This is a genomic window from Brevundimonas sp. (assembly GCF_052436175.1).
Classification (GTDB): Bacteria; Pseudomonadota; Alphaproteobacteria; order Caulobacterales; family Caulobacteraceae; genus Brevundimonas.
In genome coordinates this window covers 1-19,240 of record NZ_JBQVNM010000055.1, presented here as the reverse complement: position 1 = coordinate 19,240, position 19,240 = coordinate 1, and the positions used below count along the sequence as shown (strand labels likewise).

General features: G+C 68.0%; 20 protein-coding genes. 14 read left to right on the top strand and 6 right to left on the bottom strand.

The window, feature by feature from the left end; genetic code table 11:
• The 10 genes from ACT6QK_RS11855 to ACT6QK_RS11810 all read left to right on the top strand — a co-directional run.
• The coding region (locus tag ACT6QK_RS11855) for a glycine--tRNA ligase subunit beta (protein WP_444598031.1) at positions 1–836 on the top strand (836 nt) is incomplete at its 5' end.
• Between the two features lie 246 nt (positions 837–1,082).
• On the top strand, positions 1,083–2,516 hold the full coding sequence (gene serS, locus ACT6QK_RS11850; RefSeq protein ID WP_444598030.1) for a serine--tRNA ligase: 1,434 nt from the start codon (positions 1,083–1,085) through the stop codon (positions 2,514–2,516).
• Between the two features lie 171 nt (positions 2,517–2,687).
• Positions 2,688–3,077: a hypothetical protein gene (locus ACT6QK_RS11845; RefSeq protein ID WP_444598029.1), complete on the top strand. Its 390-nt coding sequence runs from the start codon at positions 2,688–2,690 to the stop codon at positions 3,075–3,077.
• An 85-nt stretch (positions 3,078–3,162) separates the two neighbouring features.
• Entirely contained in the window at positions 3,163–3,951 is a 789-nt protein-coding gene (gene surE / locus ACT6QK_RS11840; RefSeq protein ID WP_444598028.1) for a 5'/3'-nucleotidase SurE, read from the top strand.
• A gap of 172 nt (positions 3,952–4,123) precedes the next feature.
• On the top strand, positions 4,124–4,768 hold the full coding sequence (locus tag ACT6QK_RS11835; protein ID WP_444598027.1) for a protein-L-isoaspartate(D-aspartate) O-methyltransferase: 645 nt from the start codon (positions 4,124–4,126) through the stop codon (positions 4,766–4,768).
• Positions 4,769–4,884: 116 nt separating this feature from the next.
• On the top strand, positions 4,885–6,000 hold the full coding sequence (locus tag ACT6QK_RS11830) for a peptidoglycan DD-metalloendopeptidase family protein (protein WP_444598026.1): 1,116 nt from the start codon (positions 4,885–4,887) through the stop codon (positions 5,998–6,000).
• 96 nt (positions 6,001–6,096) lie between these two features.
• Positions 6,097–6,402: a preprotein translocase subunit YajC gene (gene yajC, locus ACT6QK_RS11825; protein WP_444598025.1), complete on the top strand. Its 306-nt coding sequence runs from the start codon at positions 6,097–6,099 to the stop codon at positions 6,400–6,402.
• A 36-nt stretch (positions 6,403–6,438) separates the two neighbouring features.
• The gene (secD, locus tag ACT6QK_RS11820) at positions 6,439–8,067 is read left to right on the top strand and encodes a protein translocase subunit SecD (RefSeq protein WP_444598024.1); all 1,629 of its coding nucleotides are present in this window, start codon (positions 6,439–6,441) and stop codon (positions 8,065–8,067) included.
• 4 nt (positions 8,068–8,071) lie between these two features.
• Positions 8,072–9,055: a protein translocase subunit SecF gene (secF, locus tag ACT6QK_RS11815; RefSeq protein ID WP_444598023.1), complete on the top strand. Its 984-nt coding sequence runs from the start codon at positions 8,072–8,074 to the stop codon at positions 9,053–9,055.
• 6 nt (positions 9,056–9,061) lie between these two features.
• The gene (locus ACT6QK_RS11810) at positions 9,062–9,691 is read left to right on the top strand and encodes a squalene/phytoene synthase family protein (protein WP_444598022.1); all 630 of its coding nucleotides are present in this window, start codon (positions 9,062–9,064) and stop codon (positions 9,689–9,691) included.
• A gap of 2 nt (positions 9,692–9,693) precedes the next feature.
• Here the strand turns inward: ACT6QK_RS11810 and ACT6QK_RS11805 are convergent, their stop codons facing one another.
• The 4 genes from ACT6QK_RS11805 to trmFO all read right to left on the bottom strand — a co-directional run bounded on the left by ACT6QK_RS11805 (position 9,694) and on the right by trmFO (position 13,042).
• Entirely contained in the window at positions 9,694–10,230 is a 537-nt protein-coding gene (locus tag ACT6QK_RS11805) for a hypothetical protein (RefSeq protein WP_444598021.1), read from the bottom strand.
• 73 nt (positions 10,231–10,303) lie between these two features.
• Positions 10,304–11,182, bottom strand: a complete 879-nt coding sequence (locus ACT6QK_RS11800) for an oxygenase MpaB family protein (protein ID WP_444598020.1) — start codon at positions 11,180–11,182, stop codon at positions 10,304–10,306.
• A gap of 4 nt (positions 11,183–11,186) precedes the next feature.
• Complete coding sequence (locus ACT6QK_RS11795) at positions 11,187–11,648, bottom strand: GNAT family N-acetyltransferase (RefSeq protein WP_444598019.1); 462 nt, start codon at positions 11,646–11,648, stop codon at positions 11,187–11,189.
• Positions 11,645–13,042 (bottom strand): methylenetetrahydrofolate--tRNA-(uracil(54)-C(5))-methyltransferase (FADH(2)-oxidizing) TrmFO, encoded by a 1,398-nt coding sequence (trmFO, locus tag ACT6QK_RS11790; protein ID WP_444598018.1) that lies wholly within the window; start codon positions 13,040–13,042, stop codon positions 11,645–11,647. The genes ACT6QK_RS11795 and trmFO overlap by 4 nt, the downstream gene beginning before the upstream one ends.
• Before the next feature lie 109 nt (positions 13,043–13,151).
• Here trmFO and ACT6QK_RS11785 point away from each other — a divergent pair, with 109 nt between their 5' ends.
• Together ACT6QK_RS11785 and ACT6QK_RS11780 are read left to right on the top strand one after the other, a co-directional pair.
• Entirely contained in the window at positions 13,152–13,955 is an 804-nt protein-coding gene (locus ACT6QK_RS11785) for a hypothetical protein (protein WP_444598017.1), read from the top strand.
• Positions 13,956–13,958: 3 nt separating this feature from the next.
• Entirely contained in the window at positions 13,959–14,909 is a 951-nt protein-coding gene (locus ACT6QK_RS11780) for a hypothetical protein (protein WP_444598016.1), read from the top strand.
• Here the strand turns inward: ACT6QK_RS11780 and uvrA are convergent.
• Both uvrA and ACT6QK_RS11770 read right to left on the bottom strand, forming a co-directional pair.
• Entirely contained in the window at positions 14,906–17,848 is a 2,943-nt protein-coding gene (uvrA, locus tag ACT6QK_RS11775; RefSeq protein WP_444598015.1) for an excinuclease ABC subunit UvrA, read from the bottom strand. The two genes, ACT6QK_RS11780 and uvrA, sit on opposite strands and share 4 nt — an antisense overlap.
• Before the next feature lie 254 nt (positions 17,849–18,102).
• Positions 18,103–18,534: a hypothetical protein gene (locus ACT6QK_RS11770; RefSeq protein ID WP_444598014.1), complete on the bottom strand. Its 432-nt coding sequence runs from the start codon at positions 18,532–18,534 to the stop codon at positions 18,103–18,105.
• A 125-nt stretch (positions 18,535–18,659) separates the two neighbouring features.
• On the opposite strand from ACT6QK_RS11770, the gene ACT6QK_RS11765 reads away from it, so the two are divergent.
• Both ACT6QK_RS11765 and ACT6QK_RS11760 read left to right on the top strand, forming a co-directional pair.
• The gene (locus ACT6QK_RS11765) at positions 18,660–18,797 is read left to right on the top strand and encodes a hypothetical protein (RefSeq protein WP_444598013.1); all 138 of its coding nucleotides are present in this window, start codon (positions 18,660–18,662) and stop codon (positions 18,795–18,797) included.
• A 55-nt stretch (positions 18,798–18,852) separates the two neighbouring features.
• On the top strand, positions 18,853–19,240 hold a 388-nt coding region (locus tag ACT6QK_RS11760), incomplete at its 3' end, for an ATP-binding cassette domain-containing protein (RefSeq protein ID WP_444598012.1).

Below are 19,240 nucleotides of genomic sequence, written 5' to 3'. Positions count from 1 at the left end.
TCAAGGGGGAGGGCTCCAGAGACCGCATCGCCGACGCCGTCCGCGACCACTACAAGCCGCAAGGGCCGAACGACACGGTCCCGACCGACCCGGTGACGGTGGCGGTGGCCCTGGCCGACAAGCTGGACACCCTGGTCGGCTTCTTCGCCATCGACGAAAAGCCCACGGGGTCGAAGGACCCGTTCGCGCTCAGGCGAGCGGCGTTGGGAGTGATCCGGCTGGTGCTGGACAATGGGGTGCGCCCCCACTGGTGGAGCCTACTGGGCAAAGCATTTGACCTGGTAGGAGTCGACGCCAGCCGAGACGACACGATTGTCGGCGTGCGCGAATTCTTTGTGGACCGCCTTATTGTTTCGCTTCGCGATCAAGGACAGCGGCACGACCTCGTTCGCGCCGTGTTTGGTGTGGGTGACGACGACCTTGTGCGGATCGTGCGGCGGGTGGAGGCGCTGGACGCCTTCCTGGCCACCGACGACGGGGCCAATCTGCTGGCGGGCTACAAGCGGGCGTCGAACATCCTCAAGGCCGAGGAGAAGAAGGGGCCTCTGCCCGAGGGCATGGTCGAGACCGGCCTGCCGGGCCAGCCGGCCGAGGAGACCGAACTGGCCTTCGCCGCCGCCGCCGCCGCGACCGCCGTGGACGCCGCGCTGGAGACAGAGGACTTCGCCGCCGCCATGACGGCCCTGGCCCGCCTGCGCGCGCCGGTGGACGCCTTCTTCACCGGGGTGATGGTCAACTCCGACGTGGCCGCCGAGCGGGACAACCGGCTGAAACTGCTGGGGCAGGTGCGCAACGTGATGGGCCGGGTGGCCGATTTCGGACAGATCGGGGGCTGACCCGGCTTCCTTCTCCCCTCGTGGGAGAAAGTGGCTCGCGGAGCGAGACGGATGAGGGGGTGGTTCAGCGAACGGGCTGTGACCGTCGATACCGTGTTCGATGACGCATACCCCTCATCCGGCCCTCCGGGCCACCTTCTCCCACAAGGGGAGAAGGAAGGTGTTGTCGTTGCCCCATGCCCCACGGGACGCTAAGGCTCCGGCCTTTCCGACCCGCCTGAAGATCCCGCCCAAAGAGACTCGTCCATGCACGACATCAAAGCCATTCGCGAGAACCCCGCCGCCTATGTCGCCGGCTGGTCGTCGCGCGGGGTGGAGGGGGCGGAGGCGCTGGTCGCCGAGATCCTGAAGCTGGACGGCGAACTGCGCGCGGCCCAGACGGCGGGGCAGGATGCGCTGGCGAAGCGGAATGCGGCGTCCAAGCTGATCGGCGCCGCGATGGCGAAGAAGGACATGGCCGAGGCCGACCGGCTGAAGGCCGAGGTCGAGGCGCTGAAGGGGGCGATCGCCGAGGCCGACGCCGTCGAGAAGGACGTGGGCGGACGCCTGCGCGACCTGCTGGCCAAGCAGCAGAACCTGGCCGCCGCCGACGTGCCGGACGGCGCAGACGAAGCCGAGAACGTCGAAGTGCTGAAATGGGGCGCGCCCCGCACGACCGGCCCCGCCAAGGATCACGCCGACCTGGGCGAGGCGCTGGGCCTGCTGGACTTCGAGGCGGCGGCGCGGATGTCGGGCGCGCGGTTCGCGGTGCTGAAGGGCCAGCTGGCCCGGCTGGAGCGGGCCGTCGGCCAGTTCATGCTGGACATGCAGACGGATCAGCACGGCTATCTGGAGGTGAACCCGCCATTATTGGTGCGAAAAGAAGCAATGTTCGGCACCGGGCAGTTGCCGAAGTTCGCTGACGACCTGTTTTTCGCAACGAGCACTGTCGGTCTCGTCGATTGGAACAACGTGGGAGCGCCGCCCAAGAACGAATTTATCGGAAGTCCGTTCGGCGTTTTCGAGTTCGACGCGGTCACCCAATCTAGGGATTGGTTTCTCGCTGCTCTTGAAGCCGAATATGTAGATGAGCGCCGCTACCTCATCCCCACCGCCGAGGTCTCCTTGACCAACCTCGTGCGCGAGCAGGTCCTGCCTGAGGACGAGATCGCGACGCCGATCCGCATGACCGCCCTGACGCCCTGTTTCCGGGCCGAGGCGGGGTCGGCGGGGCGGGATACGCGCGGGCTGATCCGCCAACACCAGTTCCACAAGGTCGAGATGGTCTCCATCACCCGGCCGGAGGACTCCGCCGCCGAGCACGAGCGGATGACCGGCTGCGCCGAGGCGGTGCTGCAGGCGCTGAAGCTGCCCTATCGCAAGGTGCTGCTGTGCAAGGGCGACATGGGGTTCTCGGCGACCAAGACCTATGACCTGGAGGTCTGGCTGCCGTCGCAGGGGACCTATCGCGAGATCAGCTCCTGCTCCAACTGCGGGGACTTCCAGGCGCGGCGCATGGACGCCCGGTTCAAGCGCGCGGGCGAGAGGAAGACCGAGTTCGTCCACACCTTGAACGGCTCGGGCCTGGCCGTCGGTCGCACGCTTGTCGCGATCATGGAGAACTATCAGGACGATCAGGGACGGATCGTCGTCCCCGAGGCGTTGAAGCCCTATATGGGCGGACTGGAGTTCGTCGGCTGAGATCAAATTCCGCTCATCCCGGCGAAAGCCGGGACCCAGTGCTTTCGTGAGGCGTTGCCGTTTCGAGAGGCGTTGGTGGGTGGGCTCGAAATCTCGGCCGAGGTCCTCATGCCAGAGCGCCCAAAGGACTGGGTCCCGGCTTTCGCCGGGATGAGCGGAAGAGAGAGTGTCATGAAATCATTCGCCATCATCACAGCCGCCGCCGCCCTGATCGCCGGTTGCGCCACGGCCGCCGACACCCGGGCGGTTCCGGGCTTCGACCCGGCCGCCACGACCTTCACCGGCTGGGTGCGGGTCACGGGCGGCGAGTTCCAGCTGTTCCAGGACCAGCGCCAGCTGCGCGACCGCTTCGCCAGGCCCTGCGTCTCCGGCGCCCTGCCGCAGAACGCCCAGGACGCCGCGCGCGACCTGAGCGGGACCAAGGTCGAGTTCACCGGCCGCGCCGTGGCCTGGGCCAGCAAGGGCGACCGCACCTCGATCAACCACGACGGCAGCCTGATCACCAACCAGTGCCGCAGCGACTATGTGATCGAGGCCACGGCGGTGCGGGTGTTGAGGTAAGGCTTATTCCTCCCCCGATGGGGGAGGAATGTAGATTCACAGATCATGCCTTGAGCCCGGCGCATCGGTGGGGGACAAGTCGCCCATGCGAATCCTCCTCACCAACGACGACGGCGTCGACGCCGAGGGCCTGACTGCGCTGGAGACCATCGCGCGGGCCCTGTCGGACGACGTCTGGATCGTGGCGCCGGCGGTGGAGCAGTCGGGCAAGGGCAGGGGCATCACCCTGACCGAGCCGTTGCGGGTCAATCGTCTTGGCGAAAAACGGTTCTCGGTGACGGGGACGCCGACGGACTGTGTCGTCTTGGCGTTCGGCGACCTGATGCCGGGCAAACCCGATCTGGTGCTGTCGGGGGTCAATCGCGGGCATAATGTCGGTGAGGACTGTTCCTATTCCGGCACGGTGGCGGGGGCCTTGCAGGGCATGGCGTTCGGGGTGCGGTCCATCGCCCTGAGCCAGAGCCTGGAGCGGTTCCACGACGAGGTGACCGCGCATTGGGAAACGGCCGAGACCTACGCCCCGCCGATCATCAGCCGCTTGCTGGCCCAGGACTGGGAGCGCGGCGTGGTGATGAACCTCAACTTCCCGGCCCGTCCGCCGGAACAGGTGACCGAAGTCGAGGTCACCACCCAGGGCTTCCGCCAGATCGGCGAGATGCACGCCGTACGCCGCACCGACCTGCGCGGCCGCGACTACTACTGGATGTCGTTCCGGGGTGAGAAGCAGGACCACGCCCCCGGCACCGACCTGCGGGCCATGGACGACGGCAAGATCTCGGTCACGCCCCTGCATATCGACCTGACCCATAGGCCCAGCGTCCACGACCTGAAGAAGGTGCTGGGCGGGGCGCCGCCCAAGGCGGTGGTGGCGTGAGGCGTCTGTTCATGATCCTTCTCCCCTTGTGGGAGAAGGTGGCCCGTCAGGGCCGGATGACGGGGCTGGTTCAGCACCCCCTCATATCGACGCTTGAGTCCGTGTCCGGCAGCCCCCTCATCCGTCTCGCTCCGCGAGCCACCTTCTCCCACGGGGGGAGAAGGGAAGCGATATGAACCTGCACGACGACCGGGCCGGGCGGTTGATCCTGTCGCTGCGGCAGCAGGGGGTCACCGACCCGCGCGTGCTGGCGGCGATGGAATCGATCGACCGCGCCGTCTTCGTGCATGAGCGCTTTCTGGATCAGGCGTGGGAGGATCAGGCCCTGCCGATCGACTGCGCCCAGACGATCAGCCAGCCCTATATCGTCGGCCTGATGACCCAGGCGCTGGACGTCCAGCCGCGCCACCGGGTGCTGGAGATCGGCACCGGCAGCGGCTATCAGTGCGCGGTGCTCAGCCGACTGGCCCGCTATGTCTATTCCGTCGAACGCTATCGCAGCCTGCTGGTGGAGGCCGAGGCCAAACTGCGGCTTCTGCAGATCGACAATGTCATCACCCAGCATTCCGACGGCGGCCTGGGCTGGCCGCAGCAGGCGCCCTTCGACCGGATCATGGTCACCGCCGCCTCTCCGGGCGAGCCGACGGGGCTGCTGAAACAGTTGAAGCCGGGCGGGGTTCTGGTCGCGCCGGTGGGGCGGTCCTCGGTGCAGATGCTGCACCGCTACACCGGCCAAGCCGACGGCAGCTTCCGCCGCGAAAGCCTGTGCGAGGTGCGGTTCGTGCCGCTGGTCGAAGGCACCGCCAAGGAGGGGTGACGGGCGCGCCGATCCCCTGACGTTTCCGTTGTTAACCTCATTTCGGTTGGCTTGACGGGCCGGAGGGGGCAAACCTCGCCTGTTGGGGGGGGCGGATGAGGCAGAGGAGATCGCGCGTGGCGGGATATTGGATTCGAGGCGTTCTGATCGCGGGCGCGGCGCTGACGGCGGCGGCCTGTTCATCTTATCCGACCGAGCCCCGCTATTCGACGCGCGCGGACGGCGTGTCGCCCGGGCCCTATGCTAGCCAGCCCGCCTATCCGACCCAGCCGACCTATCCGAGCGAACCGCCCGCACCGGTGGAATCCCCGCCGCCCCTGACCGCGCCGATCGGCAGCATCGAGGGCGGGGCCCTGCCGTCGCCGAGTTCGCCCTACAGCCCCGCGCCGAGCCAGACGTCGCCGGCCCCGGCCTTACCCGCGCCTGTCGCTTCCGGAGCGAGGCCGGCCGCGCCGTCGTCGTCCGCCGTGGCGGGGTCGCGCTATGTGATCCAGCCCGGGGACACGATCTCGGGCGTCGGGCGGCGGTTCCGCACGCCGGTCCAGACCCTGATCGACCTGAACGCCCTGGGGCCGCAGGGGACGATCCGGGCCGGACAGTCGATCCTGCTGCCGACGACGGCGACGGACATCGGTTCGGACCCCTATGCCACTGGGCCCGCGCCGGTCCCGGTGTCGACCGCCGAGGCGCCGCCGCCGCGCCCGACCTCGCCCCAGATCCCGCCGCCCCCGCCGCCTCCGATCGCGTCCCGGCCTGCTGCCCCGATCATCGCGCCCCCGGCCGCACTACCCCAGACCCCGCGCGCGACGACGCCCGCTCCGTCGGCGGGGTCCGCATCGGGCGCTCCGACCTTCCAGTGGCCCGTGCGGGGCGACATCCTGCGCCGGTTCGGACCGGTCGGTCTGGGTGAGCGCAACCAAGGCATCAACATCGGCGCCTCGGCGGGCGCCTCCGTCGTGGCGGCCGGGGCCGGGCGTGTGGCCTATGTCGGCGACGCCATCCCCGGGGCGGGTCTGACGGTGCTGATTATGCACCGTGAAGGCTGGCGCACGGTCTACAGTCATCTGGGCTCCACCACGGTCGACGACGGCGACGAGGTGCGGGCCGGTCAACAGATAGGCACGGTCGGACTGACGGCGGGCGACGGCCGCCCCTCGATCCATTTCGAGACCCGCCGCATGCAGGGCGACAACGCCACGCCGGTCGATCCCCTGACAGTGTTGCCGAGGTAGCGCATTCGCCGCGTTGCAAATCGGGACGACGAGAACTAGGTTCCGCGCCTCGTTTTCAAAGGGCGCCCGACGCGGCCGGCCCGCGTTGGAGTGACCATGGAACAGTTCCTGGCTGGCCCTTTCGGCCAGATCGTCTTCTTTCTGCCGATTATCCTGCTCGGCTATTTTCTTCTGATCCGTCCGCAGCAGAAGGCCCAGAAGGCGCATCGCCTGATGATCCAGGCCGTCAAGCGCGGCGATACGGTTGTCCTGTCGTCCGGCATGATCGGCAAGGTGACCCGCGTCGAGGAGGCCGAGGTCAACGTCGAGATCGCCCCGAGCGTCAACGTCCGCGTCGTCAAGTCGACCATCGCCGAGGTGCGGAACCGCACCGCCATCGCCGCCAACGATTCGAAGGCCTGATCCCCTCGCGGGATAGGTCGTCACGGACACCACATCATGGTTCAGCTGTCGCGCTGGAAGATCGTCGTTCTGGCCCTGTCGCTCGTGCTCGGGCTGCTGTTCGCCTATCCGAACGCCCTGTCGCCCGAAATGCGGGCCAAGCTGCCCGGATGGGTGCCCAAGAGCGCCCTGAACCTGGGCCTGGACCTTCAGGGCGGCTCCTATCTGCTGCTCGAGGTCGATGTGCCGGCCATGCGGACCAAGCGGATCGACAACCTGGTCGAGGACGTCCGGGTGACGATGCGCGAGACGCGGATCAATCTGAACAGCCTGCAGCGTGAGCCGGGCGGCGTCGTGGTGGCCTTGGCCGATCCCGGCCAGCAGAACGCGGCCTTCGAGGCCCTGCGTCTGCTCGCAGGCGGTCCGAACCAGCAGGGCGTGCAGGAACGTCAGGCCACCCGCGTCGGCAATGATCGCGTCCGCTTCGCCTATACCCAGGCGGCTCTGGACAGCATGGGCGCGACCGCCGTCGATCAGTCGATCGAGGTGGTGCGCCGCCGGATCGACAGCCTGGGCACGCGCGAACCCTCCATCACCCGCCAGGGCTCGGACCGGATCGTGGTCCAGGCGCCCGGTGAGAGCGATCCGGCCCAGCTGGAACGCGTCATCGGCCAGACGGCCCAGCTGACCTTCCAGATGGTCGAGTCGGATCCGCAGCTGACGCAACTGGCCCTTCAGGGCAGGGTGCCGCCGGATTCCCAGCTCTACCTCGACACGGACGGCGTGACGCCCCTGCTGATCAAGCGCCGCGTCATGGTCTCCGGCGAGCAACTGACCCGCGCCGGCGTGGGCTCCGACCAGAACGGTCGTCCCGCCATCGACTTCCGTTTCGACGGGGTCGGCGCGCGGCGCTTCGCCGAGGCGACCTCGGCCGAGAACATCGGCAAGCGGTTCGCCATCATCCTGGACGGCAAGGTCATCTCGGCGCCGAACATCATCGGCACCATCCCCAGCGGTCAGGGCCAGATCACCGGCGGCTTTACCATCGCCCAGGCCTCGGAAATGGTGAACCTGCTGAACGGCGGGGCCCTGCCGGCGCCGCTGAAGGTCGAGGAACGCCGCGTCGTCACCGCCGAACTGGGCGCCGACGCGGTCAAGGCGGGCGCCCTTTCCACGGCCATCGGCTTCGCCATCATCGTGGTCTTCATGATCCTGGCCTATGGCTTCCTGTTCGGCGGGGTGTCTGTGATCGGCCTGCTGCTGAACGGCCTGCTGATCATCGCCGCCATGTCCCTGACCCAGGCCAGTTTGACGTTGCCCGGCATCGCGGGTTTGGTACTGACCTTCGCCGTGGCCGTGGACGCCAACGTGCTGATCTATGAGCGGATGCGGGACGAGGCGCGGGCCGGACGATCGGTCATCGCCTCAATGGACGCCGGGTTCAACAAGGCCATGGGCACCATCATCGACGCCAACCTGACGACCCTGGTGGCGGCGGGCATCATGTTCGCCTTCGGCGCCGGCCCTGTGCGCGGCTTCGCCTGGACCCTCACCATCGGGGTCTTCACCTCGATGTTCTCGGCGGTGCTGGTCTCGCAGGTCCTGCTCGGCTGGTGGCTGAAGACCGCCAGGCCCAAGGTGCTGCCCATCGCGGACGCGCCGCTCAACAACTCGGCCAAGGTGTAAGACGATGCGTGGTTGGCCCCTTATCAAGATCCTGCCCCAGAAGACGAACTTCCACTTCGTCAAGTACGCCCGCCTGGCCGGCATCCTGTCGGTCGTGCTGTGCGTGGCCTCCATCGTCGGCTGCTTCTACCCCGGCCTGAACATGGGCATCGACTTCCGGGGCGGCGCCTCCATGGAGGTCGCCAAGCCCGCAGGGCAGGTGATCGAGCTGGAACGGGTCCGGGGCGCCGTCGGCGGCCTGGGTCTGGGCGACGTCCAGGTCCAGGGCATTGCGCGGCGCGACACCAACGCCGCCGACGGCTCCACCGCCATCGTTCGCTTCCAGGTGCCCGAGGGCCGTGACCAGACCCAGGTGGTCCAGCAGGTCGAGGCCGCCATCGACGGCGCCGTCGGCCAGGTCGCCTATTCCGGCGTCAGCGTCGTGGGTTCAAAGGTTTCCGGTGAACTCTTCACATCCGGACTGATGGCGCTCGGCCTCGCGGTCGTGCTGATGTTCGCCTACATCTGGTTCCGGTTCGAGCCCCAATTCGGCTTCGGCGCCGTGGTCGGCCTGCTGCACGACGTGATCCTGACCTTCGGCCTGATCGTCCTGATGCGTCTGGAGTTCAGCCTCAATATGGTCGCCGCCATCCTGACCGTCATCGGCTATTCGATGAACGACACGGTCGTGGTGTTCGACCGCCTTCGCGAGAACCTGCGCAAGTACAAGACCATGCCCCTGCGCGAAGTGATCGACCTGTCGCAGAACGAAACCCTGAGCCGCACGATCATCACCGGCGTCACCGCCGTCATGGTGCTGGCGGCCCTGGCGGTCTTCGGCGGAGAGGCCCTGTTCGGCTTCTCCATCGCTCTTATGTTCGGCATCATCATCGGCACCTATTCCTCGATCTATGTCGGGGCGCCGATCATCCTGCTGTGGGGCGTCAAGCGTGGTCAGGTCGAGGACGATGCCAAGCCGATCAAGCTGGGCATGGCCTCGCGGCCGTAAGGGGCCATGGCCGAGGCTGATCTCGACGCCCAGGTTCGCGCCGCCGATCTCGACCGCTGGCTGTCCAGCCGCTTCGTGGCCGATGCGGGCGTTCGCGCTGACCTGATCGCCCTCTATGCGTTCGAGGCCGAGCTGATGGCCATACCGACGCGCGTCACCCAGCCTATGCTGGCCGAGATGCGCTACGTCTGGTGGTCGGAGCAACTGGATGGAGTCTTCGCCGGCATGCCGCGCAAGGGCCATCCGGTGCTGGAGGCCCTGACCGGCGTCGTGGCGCGGCATGGGCTGGAGCGCGCCCCGTTCGACGCCCTGATCGAGGCCCATATCGGCCGGATCCATAGCGAGCCCCACGATCTGGACGCCTTCTATGTCGGGCCCATGCAGTCGGCGGTGCGGCTGCTCGCGGGACCGGGGCATGAGGACAGGGTCGTCGCCGCCGGGCGGATGCGCGGCCTGGCCCAGGTCGGGCGGTTCGAGGAGGCGCGGGCGATGCGCGCCGAGGCGAACCGCGGGCTGAAAGGCCTGCCGACAGCGGCCTTTCCTGCGGTCGCGCACGCGGCCCTGCTGAACCCGGCTCAGGGCGAAGGCGGCAAGCGGCTGAGGCTGATCCGGGCGGTGCTCACCGGCCGGATCTGAGATCAGGGCCGGCTGACCCTTTGATAGGGCTGGAACTCGCACTCCAGGCCGTTGACCATGACATAGATGACCTCGGCATCCGTCACCCCCATTTCCGTGACGATGGCCTGGCCGTCATGCTCGCCGGCGAAGACGATGTCGGTGGTCGAGGGCACGCGCGGCAGGCCGTACTTGGTGTAACGGGCGCCCCGGAACGCGATCTCTTCATTGTTGACGTACCAGGGCCGCCCGCGCGCGTCGGAGAAGCCTAGTGAGGCCCAGTCGGCGGGCCGCTCCCGGTGCTCGACATAGGCCGTGTATCGGCCCTCGGCGCTGCTGTACCTCTGCGGAAAGACCAGGGTCCGCGAGCCGGAGCGGTAGCCGCAGGTCTTCACCGAGGTGATCCGTAGACCGGGCGGCGGGGTGACGACCGGTCGGGGCGGTGCAGCGGGGGGCTGGACTCGGGACGGCCGGGCGGGCGCGGTCTGGGCGGCGGCCGATACGGCCAGCGAGACCATGAGCGGGGCGGCGAGGGCCGCTGCGGACAGGATGCGTTTCATGCCGCAACGCTCGCCCAGGTCCGGCCGGACGACAAGGTCGCAGCGGCGGCTCGTCAGATTCGGGAGGGGTTGGTCACCGCGTGTCGGGCCAGACCTTCACGTCGTCCGGCCAGACCCGCCGGTTGGGCGAGCCGGTATAGACCCAGTCCAACGTGCGCTGCATCGCGCGGGCGCCGCCTTTTGCCAGCGGCGAGGCGGAGGCTAGGCCGTGCATCTCTCGCGCCCAGTCGGGCAGTAGGTCCGCGCCGGCCTGCATGATCAGACCGGCCGCGAAATCCTCGGCCAGGCCGCCGACCTTCTGGCGCATGACCAGGGCGGCGACCTCGCGCGTGCGGGCGTCCGCCTTGAGTTGCGGGCGCATCGACTGGATCAGGGCCTCGGCCGAGGCCCGGTCGCGCGGCACGGGATCGGCGCCGAGAGCCAGGCCGATGCGGGCCATCTCGTCGACATAGGCGTCCTGATCCGCCGCCGACATGCCCGGCTGGCCATAGCGCACCCAGGCGTCGAGGAAGCTGGTGATCTCCGTCACATGCACCCAGGCCAGCAGGGCCGGGTCGCTGACGCGGTAGGGGACGCCATCGGCGGTTTCGCCGCTCAGTTTGTCGTGGATCGACCGCACCTTGTCGATCGCCGCCTGACCGGCCGTCGCATGATCATAGGTGGTCACGGCGATGAACTTGGCCGTCCGGCGCAGGCGGCCGTGCATGTCGGCGCGGAAGTCGGAGTGATCCCAGACTCCCGCCAGCACCGCCGGATGCAGCATCTGGAGCAGCAGGCCCGACACGCCGCCGATCATCATGGTGACGATGTCGCCATTGACCCGCCAGGCGACGCTGTCGGGTGGGAACAGGGCGTCGGCGCGCCGCAGGGCCGGGCGCTCACCCCGGTCGTAGTCGTTGAAGATCTCGTTGATCCTCTGGCGGATCAGGCGTTTGACCGGGTGGCTGGCCATGGCTTCAGAGAGTCAGATGCAGAAACTGGTTGAAGTCGCCGGGCTGGTAGTCGCCGAAAGGGGGGCCATCGACGAAGCCCCGGCTGCGATAGAGCCGCAGGGCCGGTTCAAAGGCGTCTCCCGCGCCGGTCTCAAGGCTTAGCCGGCTCATGCCGCGGCGCCTGGCCTCGGCGATAATGTGAGCCAGCATGGCGGCGCCCAGACCTCGACCCGCCATGTCCGGTCGGGTGCGCATGGATTTGATCTCGCCGTGATCCGCAGCCAGACGACGAAGGGCGCCGACGCTGACAGCCTCGTCGTCACGCCAGATCGTCCATACCGAGATGTCCGGATGACGCAGGCCGGACAGGTCGAGCACGAAGGCCGTCCCCGGCGGCGAGTTGGCGTGCATTCCCCGAAAATGAAGGTCGAGCAGGGCCTGGACTGAGGCGTGGTCCAGATCGGCCGGGCGGATATCGTGGCTCATGCCGCGTCCCGCCAGGCCTTCAGCGCCGCCAGACCCCGGAGGCTCATCAGCCGCTTCTTGGCGCGGCCGCGGTCCTTGTTGGGGATCTTCTTGCCGTCTTCGTCGACCCTGGGCGCCTCCAGTGGGGGCAGCAGGCCGTAGTTGATGTTCATCGGCTGGAACTTGGAGCCCTCCATGTGGCCGCCGGTGATGTGTTCGACCAGGGCGCCCATGGCCGTCTCGGGCGGGGGCGGCGCCAGATCGCGCCCCAATGCCTGGGCGGCGGCGAGGCGGCCGGTCAGCAGGCCCATGGCGGCGCTCTCGACATAGCCTTCGACACCCGTCACCTGACCCGCGAAGCGCAGGGCCGGGATAGCCTTCAGCCGCAGTTGCTTGTCCAGCAGCTTGGGCGAATTGAGGAAGGTGTTGCGGTGCAGGCCGCCCAGACGCGCGAACTGGGCGTTCTGCAGGCCGGGGATCATGCGGAAAACCTCGGCCTGGGCGCCGTGCTTCAACTTGGTCTGGAAGCCGACGATGTTGAACAGGGTGCCCAGGGCATTGTCCTGACGCAGCTGGACGATCGCGTGGGCCTTGACCAGAGGGTCGCGCGGGTTGGTCAGGCCGACGGGCTTCATCGGGCCGTGGCGCAGGGTCTCGCGACCGCGTTCGGCCATGACCTCGATCGGCAGGCAGCCGTCGAAATAGGGGACGTTCTCCCAGTCCTTGAACTCGGCTTTCGGCCCCGACAGCAGGGCGTCGATGAAGGCGTCGTATTCGGCCTTGTTCATCGGGCAGTTGACGTAGGCGGCGGCGTCTCCGCCCGGGCCTTCCTTGTCATAGCGCGACTGGCGCCAGGCGATGTCGAAGTCGATGGAGTCGGCGTGGACGATGGGGGCGATGGCGTCGAAGAAGGACAGACTCTCCTCGCCCGTCGCCTTCAGGATCGCCTCGGCCAGGGCCGGGGAGGTCAGGGGGCCGGTGGCGACGATGACGTTGTCCCATTCGGCGGGCGGCAGACCGGCGATCTCCTCGCGAACGATGGTGACGAGGGGGTGGGCCTCCAGCCGCGCCGTCACCGCCTGGGAGAAGCCGTCGCGGTCCACGGCCAGGGCGCCGCCAGCCGGGACCTGATTCAGGTCGCCGCAGGCCATGATGATAGAGTCGAGCGCTCGCATCTCGGCGTGCAGCAGGCCGACGGCGTTGTATTCCCAGTCGTCGGACCGGAAGGAGTTGGAGCAGACCAGTTCCGCCAGGCCGTCGGTGTGGTGGGCGTCGGTCTTCACGCCGGGGACGCCGCGCATCTCGTGCAGGATGACGGGGACGCCCGCATTGGCGATCTGCCATGCGGCTTCCGAGCCGGCGAGGCCGCCGCCGATGACATGGACGGGGGAGGGGGAGGTCGGGGTGTCGGTCATGGGCGCCTTCTAGCGGGCCGGAGCCGCCGCGTCAGCCGTCGTCAGCCGGCAGCAGGCGACAGGACGGAGGAACGCGCGCTATAGCGGCGGCGAAGATCAGGGATGACGGATGACGCAGACGGCGATGCAGGCTGGACAGAACGGGGCGCGCGGCGGCCTGCCGCTGGGCGCCGCCTTGGTCGAGGCCGTTCGGGCGATGCCGCAGATGATGCGCGGCGCGGGGCCCGCGTTGATCCTGACCACCGTCCTGTTGTCGGCGTCCGGCTGGCTGGCGGGGTGGGCCGGAGGTGTGGTTGGCCTGGCGGCGGCCGTCGGGGCGCTGGCGGCCTTCGGCGCCGTCACGCGGATCGGCTTGTTCGGGCTGGAGGGTGCGCGAGAACGGGGTCTGGGCCGCGGCGGTTTCCAGCTCAGGCGGCTGGAGTTCCGGCTGCTGGGCGCGACCCTTTTGATCGTCCTGTTCATGAGCATCATCCTGTCCTTGCTGGGCCTGACGGCTCTCGCCCTGTTCGGGGCGTCGGGGTTGGACGCCGGGGCCATCGAGGCGCGGGACTGGGCCCAGGTCGGGCCGCTCTGGAAGCTGGTCCTGTTGGGCGGGGTGGCCTTGGTCGTGGTGGCGACGCCCGTGGTCTTTCTGGTGCGGCTCAGCCTCTACGCCCAGGCCACGGCGGTCTGGGGGCGGATGGCGTCGCTGGCGACGACAGGGCTGACGAACGGGGCGATGATCCCCCTGTTGGCGGGTCTGGCGGCCTCTGCGGCGCCGGCTCTGTTGTGGATGGTCGTGACCTTCGCGGCCGGGTGGAGCGGGGTCGCGGCCGGGGCCGTCGGGGCGGCGCTGCTGATGCTGGTGCAGACGCCGTTGACGGCTGGATTTCTGGGGGCGGCCTGGCGCAGACTGGGACGGGAAGAGGGGTAGACGATGAACGGTGCGCGATTCTCGATCGGACAGGCGCTGACGGCCGGTCTGCGGCTGCCGGTCCGACATCCGCTAGCGGTCCTGGTCTGGGGCGGTCTGCTGATGGGGTTCACCGCCGCGACCTACGCCCTGATGTGGCCGATGTTCGAGGCCTTCCCCCTGACGCCGGGCAGCGATCCGCAGGCGTTTGAATCTCGGATGGCCGCCTCGATCGGGCCGCTGTCGGGGGTGATGAACCTGTTGAGCCTCGTCCAGATCGCCCTGAGCCTGGTCATCTGGACCGCCGCCATGCGCGCGACGCTGAATATCGGGCGGCCCGACAAATGGTTCTTCATGCGGTTGGGTATGGACGAGCTGCGGGTGGCGGTGATGATGGTGGCCATTATCGTGGGGCTCTACATCCTGATCTTCATCGTGGCCCTGCTCGGCGTGGCCGTGGGGGCTGTGCTCTACGCCGTAGGTGAAATGGCCCTGGTGATCGGGGTGTTCGCCATGGTCCTGATCGGGCTGGTCGGACTTCTGGCGATCTGGTCAAGGGTCTGTCTGCTGGCGCCGGCGTCGGTGGTGCTGGGGGAGTTCGCCTTTGTCGAGGCCTGGCGCATGGGCCGCGGCCAGACGCTGAAGCTCATGGCCCTGAACCTGGCGATCTGGCTGATCTATATGCTGGTCTATGTGGTCGTGGGCGGGATCGTCGCGGCGATCCTGATCGGCGGCTTCTTCGCCTCGGGCGCGGAATGGCCCGGCGAGCCCCAGACCGTCGGCGACATCCTGGCCGTGGTCGAGCCCATGGTGGGCTGGATCGCCCTGGCTTTCCTGCCCCTGACCCTGTTCGCCGGTTGGGCCATCGCCTTCACGGCCGGGGCCCTGACCAGCGCGGCGCGGCAACTGGCCGACGGGGCGCCGGTAGGCGTGGCTGACAGGGATGCGTTCAGCGGTGGGGAGACCTTGAGCTAGGCTGACGTCTTCGCCTTCTTTCTCGGCTTCACGTCGGCCCCGGACGTCAGGGCGGCGACACGCGTCTTGCGGCGCGTCTCGTGCCGGTCCAGCACCTCCTTGAGGTATTTGCCGGTCCAGCTGGCGGAGTTGGCCGCGACCTGTTCCGGTGTGCCGACCGCGACGATCTCGCCGCCGCCGTCGCCGCCCTCCGGCCCGAAGTCGAGCAGATAGTCGGCGACCTTGATGACATCCAGATTGTGCTCGATGACCACGATGGTGTTGCCGGTCTCGACCAGTTCCTGAAGCACCTCCAGCAGCTTCCTCGTGTCCTCGAAGTGGAGGCCGGTGGTCGGTTCGTCGAGGATGTAGAGGGTCTTGCCGGTCGCCCGTTTCGACAGCTCCTTCGACAGCTTGACCCGCTGGGCCTCGCCGCCCGACAGGGTTGTCGCGGACTGGCCCACCTGGATATAGCCCAGGCCCACCCGCTCCAGCGTCAGCATCTTGTCCCGGATCGAGGGCACGGCGGTGAAGAAGCGCGCGGCCTCTTCAACCGTCATGTCCAGAACATCGGATATGCTCTTGCCCTTGAAGACGATTTCCAGCGTCTCGCGATTGTAGCGCTTGCCCTTGCAGACGTCGCAAGTGACGTAGACGTCTGGCAGGAAGTGCATCTCGATCTTGATCAGGCCGTCGCCCTGACAGGCCTCGCAGCGCCCGCCCTTGACGTTGAAGCTGAACCGGCCGGGACCGTAGCCACGCGCCTTGGACTCCGGCAGGCCCGCATACCAGTCGCGGATCGGGCCGAAGGCGCCGGTGTAGGTGGCGGGGTTCGAGCGCGGGGTGCGGCCGATGGGCGACTGGTCGATGTCGATGACCTTGTCGAAATGCTCCAGCCCCTCGATCCGGTCGAAGGGGGCGGGGGCGTCGGACGCATTGTTCAGGCGACGCGCGGCGGCCTTGTAGAGGGTCTCGATCGTGAAGGTCGACTTGCCGCCCCCCGACACCCCGGTGATGCAGGTGAACAGTCCGACCGGAATCTCGCCGGTCACGTTCTTCAGATTGTTTCCGGTGGCGCCGGACACCTTGAGGATCTTCTTGCGGTTGACCGGGCGGCGACCCTCGGGCGGCAGTTCGATCTCGCGCTCGCCGGTCAGGTATTTGCCGGTCAGGGAGTTGGGATTGGCCATGACCTCTTGCGGCGTGCCCTCGGCGCAGATGGTTCCGCCGTGGACGCCGGCGGCCGGGCCCATGTCGATGACATAGTCGGCCGTTGTGATGGCCTCCTCGTCATGCTCGACCACCAGCACCGAGTTGCCGAGGTCGCGCAGCCCCATCAAACTTTCCAGCAGCCGGGTGTTGTCGCGCTGGTGCAGGCCGATCGGCGGCTCGTCCAGCACATAGAGGACGCCCGTCAGGCCCGAACCGATCTGCGACGCCAGACGGATGCGTTGGCTCTCGCCGCCCGACAGGGTGCCGGAACTGCGCGCGAGGCTGAGGTAGTCCAGACCGACGTTGTTCAGGAACCGCAGCCGGTCGCCGATCTCCTTCAGGATGCGGCGGCCGATCTCCAGCTGCTTGGCGGTCAGTCGCTCTTCCAGCGTCGAGATCCAGAGATAGGCCTTGGAGATCGACAGGAAATTGATCTCGGAGATGTCCGACCCATCGACCTTGACCGCCAGAGCCTCGGGCTTGAGCCGCTTGCCGTGGCAGGCGTCGCAGGGCGTCTCGGACTGATACCTGCCCAGCTCCTCGCGCACCCAGGCGCTGTCGGTCTCGCGCCAGCGACGTTCGAGGTTGGGCAGGACGCCCTCAAAGGTCTTCACCGTCTCGTATTTGCGGGCGTTGTCGTCGTAGACGAACTTGATCTTGTCCGAGCCCGAGCCGCGCAGGATCACGTCCTGGGCCTTCTGCGGCAGCTCGCGCCACGGCTTGTCCATCGAGAAGCCATAGTGAAGCGCCAGCGCCTGCAGGGTCTGGGTGTAGAGGGGCGACGGGCCTCGCGACCAGGGCGCGACAGCCCCCTTGTGCAGGCTCTTGTCGCGGTCGGGGATCACCAGATCGGCGTCGAAGGCCAGCTTGACCCCCAGGCCGTCGCACACCGGACAGGCGCCGAAGGGGTTGTTGAACGAGAACAGCCGGGGCTCGATCTCCGAGATGGTGAAGCCGGAGACGGGGCAGGCGAACTTCTCCGAAAACGTGATGCGGCGCGGCTCGGTCTCGCCCTCCGCCACCGACGCCCATTCGGCCACGGCGATGCCGTCGGCCAGACCCAGGGCGGTCTGCAGGCTGTCGGCGTAGCGGCCTTCCAGACCTTCCTTGGTGACGATCCGGTCCACCACGATGTCGATGTCGTGCTTGAACTTCTTGTCCAGCGTCGGGGCGTCCTCGATCGCATAGAACTGGCCGTCGATCTTCAGCCGCTGGAAGCCCTGACGCTGCCACTCGGCGATCTCCTTCCTGTACTCGCCCTTCCGCCCGCGAACGACGGGGGCCAGCAGCAGGATGCGCTCGCCGTCGGGCAGGGCTGTCAGCTTGTCGACCATCATGGAGACGGTCTGGCTCTCGATCGGCAGGCCGGTCGCCGGTGAATAGGGCACGCCGACCCGCGCCCAGAGCAGACGCATGTAGTCGTGAATCTCCGTCACCGTGCCGACGGTGGAGCGCGGGTTCTTGGACGTGGTCTTCTGTTCGATCGAGATGGCCGGCGACAGGCCCTCGATCAGGTCCACATCGGGCTTGCCCATCAACTCCAGGAACTGGCGGGCGTAGGCGCTGAGCGACTCGACATACCGCCGCTGCCCCTCTGCATAGATGGTGTCGAACGCCAGCGACGACTTGCCCGACCCCGACAGACCGGTCAGCACCACCAGCTTCTCACGCGGGATGTCCACGTCCACGCCCTTGAGATTGTGCTCACGCGCGCCGCGCACGCGGATGAAGTTGTGCTTTTCGGTCATGGAATCCGGAGAACGCGGGAGGGGCCGGACGGGTCCGGCGCAACGCTGCAATATGGGGGCTGGTTCGCTGAAATCAGCAAGAACATTATAGGAACTAGATGGCCGGTTGGCCAGCCTGCTGACAGCACGGTGGCGGCAGGCCCTTGATCGCTCATCGGGCGTCGCCTGTGGGGCGGCCTCCCGGGGGGCGGCTCCCTGGAGGACGGTGGTGATGTCGGGAGCGCGATACATGCCGCCCGGACAGGCGCGTCAGCCTATTGATCGAGGAAGTCCCCGGCGTTGAAGGTGATGACGCAGCGGGCGTCGCGATCGTCCGGCGTTGCGGAGCAATAGTCGGTCCCGATCAGATTGCGCTGGACCCTCGCCGTCGAGCGCCAGACCCGTCCCTCGGCGCGCCACTCCGAGCCGATCTTCGCGCTCCACGGGCCAAGCGCCGTGAACAGGGCCTGCGCCGGGACTCCGGTGCAGGTGAACAACAGCAGCTCTTCGCCTTCGTCCGCCGCCCGGCGATACAGGCCGGCCTCGATGGCCTGGGAGAAGCAGTCGACATAGAAGCGGGCGTTCACCGGCGCGGGGGTGGTCGCGATCTCGGCATAGTCGGGGGCCGCCGGCGCCGCGTCGGGCGTACTGGCGCAACCGGCGACGAGAGCGGTCGAGGCGATGGCGACGGCGGCAATACGGATCATGGCGGGTTCTCCCATGGCGACCCTCTCACGCGGCGGTGAACAGCGCCACCGTGGAAAAGGCTTGCGCACCGCACCATCCCCGACCATGTTTCGATCTTCGAGCAATCCTTGGAGGCCCGACGAACATGATCAGCACGCTGGAAATCGGTATCGCCCTTTCCCTGCCGCTGCTCGTGCTCGCCTATGTCGCTCTCCAGCCCAAGCCGAAACCCGTCCCCGTTCGCATTCGTAACGCTCAACAGCGTCGCCGCCCGAACTCCTGACGACTGCACCCTTTTCCAAAATCTGACCCTCGCCTTCGGGCGGGAGCGCACCGGCGTGGTCGGTCGGAACGGCGCGGGCAAGTCCACACTGCTGCGCCTGATCGCGGGCGAGACAGCGCCCGCCGAGGGCGCGGTGACGCAGATGGGGGCGGTCGGCGTCCTGCATCAACGGCATGACCCCGCATCGGGTGAGCGGGTGGCCGAGACCCTCGGCGTCGGGCACGCCATGGCCGTCATCGACCGGGTGCTGGCGGGCGAGGCCGAGGACGATGACCTTGAGCGCGCGGACTGGACGCTGGAGAGCCGGATCGCGCCCATGCTGGCGTCGGTGGGTTTGTCCGGTCTCGATCTGGACCGGCCTACCCAAACCCTCAGCGGCGGCGAACTGACCCGACTGCGGCTGGCCGGCCTGATGCTGGCCGGGCCGGACCTGCTGCTGCTCG

Excerpts from the sequence above, each read along its gene's own strand:
- ACT6QK_RS11795 (WP_444598019.1), bottom strand. The coding sequence starts at position 11,648 with ATGAGCCACGATATCCGCCCGGCCGATCTGGACCACGCCTCAGTCCAG.
- ACT6QK_RS11785 (WP_444598017.1), top strand. The coding sequence starts at position 13,152 with ATGACGCAGACGGCGATGCAGGCTGGACAGAACGGGGCGCGCGGCGGC.
- ACT6QK_RS11835 (WP_444598027.1), top strand. The coding sequence starts at position 4,124 with ATGAACCTGCACGACGACCGGGCCGGGCGGTTGATCCTGTCGCTGCGG.
- uvrA (WP_444598015.1), bottom strand. The coding sequence starts at position 17,848 with ATGACCGAAAAGCACAACTTCATCCGCGTGCGCGGCGCGCGTGAGCAC.
- trmFO (WP_444598018.1), bottom strand. The coding sequence starts at position 13,042 with ATGACCGACACCCCGACCTCCCCCTCCCCCGTCCATGTCATCGGCGGC.
- ACT6QK_RS11810 (WP_444598022.1), top strand. The coding sequence starts at position 9,062 with ATGGCCGAGGCTGATCTCGACGCCCAGGTTCGCGCCGCCGATCTCGAC.
- secD (WP_444598024.1), top strand. The coding sequence starts at position 6,439 with ATGGTTCAGCTGTCGCGCTGGAAGATCGTCGTTCTGGCCCTGTCGCTC.
- yajC (WP_444598025.1), top strand. The coding sequence starts at position 6,097 with ATGGAACAGTTCCTGGCTGGCCCTTTCGGCCAGATCGTCTTCTTTCTG.
- surE (WP_444598028.1), top strand. The coding sequence starts at position 3,163 with ATGCGAATCCTCCTCACCAACGACGACGGCGTCGACGCCGAGGGCCTG.
- ACT6QK_RS11845 (WP_444598029.1), top strand. The coding sequence starts at position 2,688 with ATGAAATCATTCGCCATCATCACAGCCGCCGCCGCCCTGATCGCCGGT.
- ACT6QK_RS11805 (WP_444598021.1), bottom strand. The coding sequence starts at position 10,230 with ATGAAACGCATCCTGTCCGCAGCGGCCCTCGCCGCCCCGCTCATGGTC.
- secF (WP_444598023.1), top strand. The coding sequence starts at position 8,072 with ATGCGTGGTTGGCCCCTTATCAAGATCCTGCCCCAGAAGACGAACTTC.
- ACT6QK_RS11765 (WP_444598013.1), top strand. The coding sequence starts at position 18,660 with ATGATCAGCACGCTGGAAATCGGTATCGCCCTTTCCCTGCCGCTGCTC.
- ACT6QK_RS11770 (WP_444598014.1), bottom strand. The coding sequence starts at position 18,534 with ATGATCCGTATTGCCGCCGTCGCCATCGCCTCGACCGCTCTCGTCGCC.
- ACT6QK_RS11780 (WP_444598016.1), top strand. The coding sequence starts at position 13,959 with ATGAACGGTGCGCGATTCTCGATCGGACAGGCGCTGACGGCCGGTCTG.
- ACT6QK_RS11800 (WP_444598020.1), bottom strand. The coding sequence starts at position 11,182 with ATGGCCAGCCACCCGGTCAAACGCCTGATCCGCCAGAGGATCAACGAG.
- serS (WP_444598030.1), top strand. The coding sequence starts at position 1,083 with ATGCACGACATCAAAGCCATTCGCGAGAACCCCGCCGCCTATGTCGCC.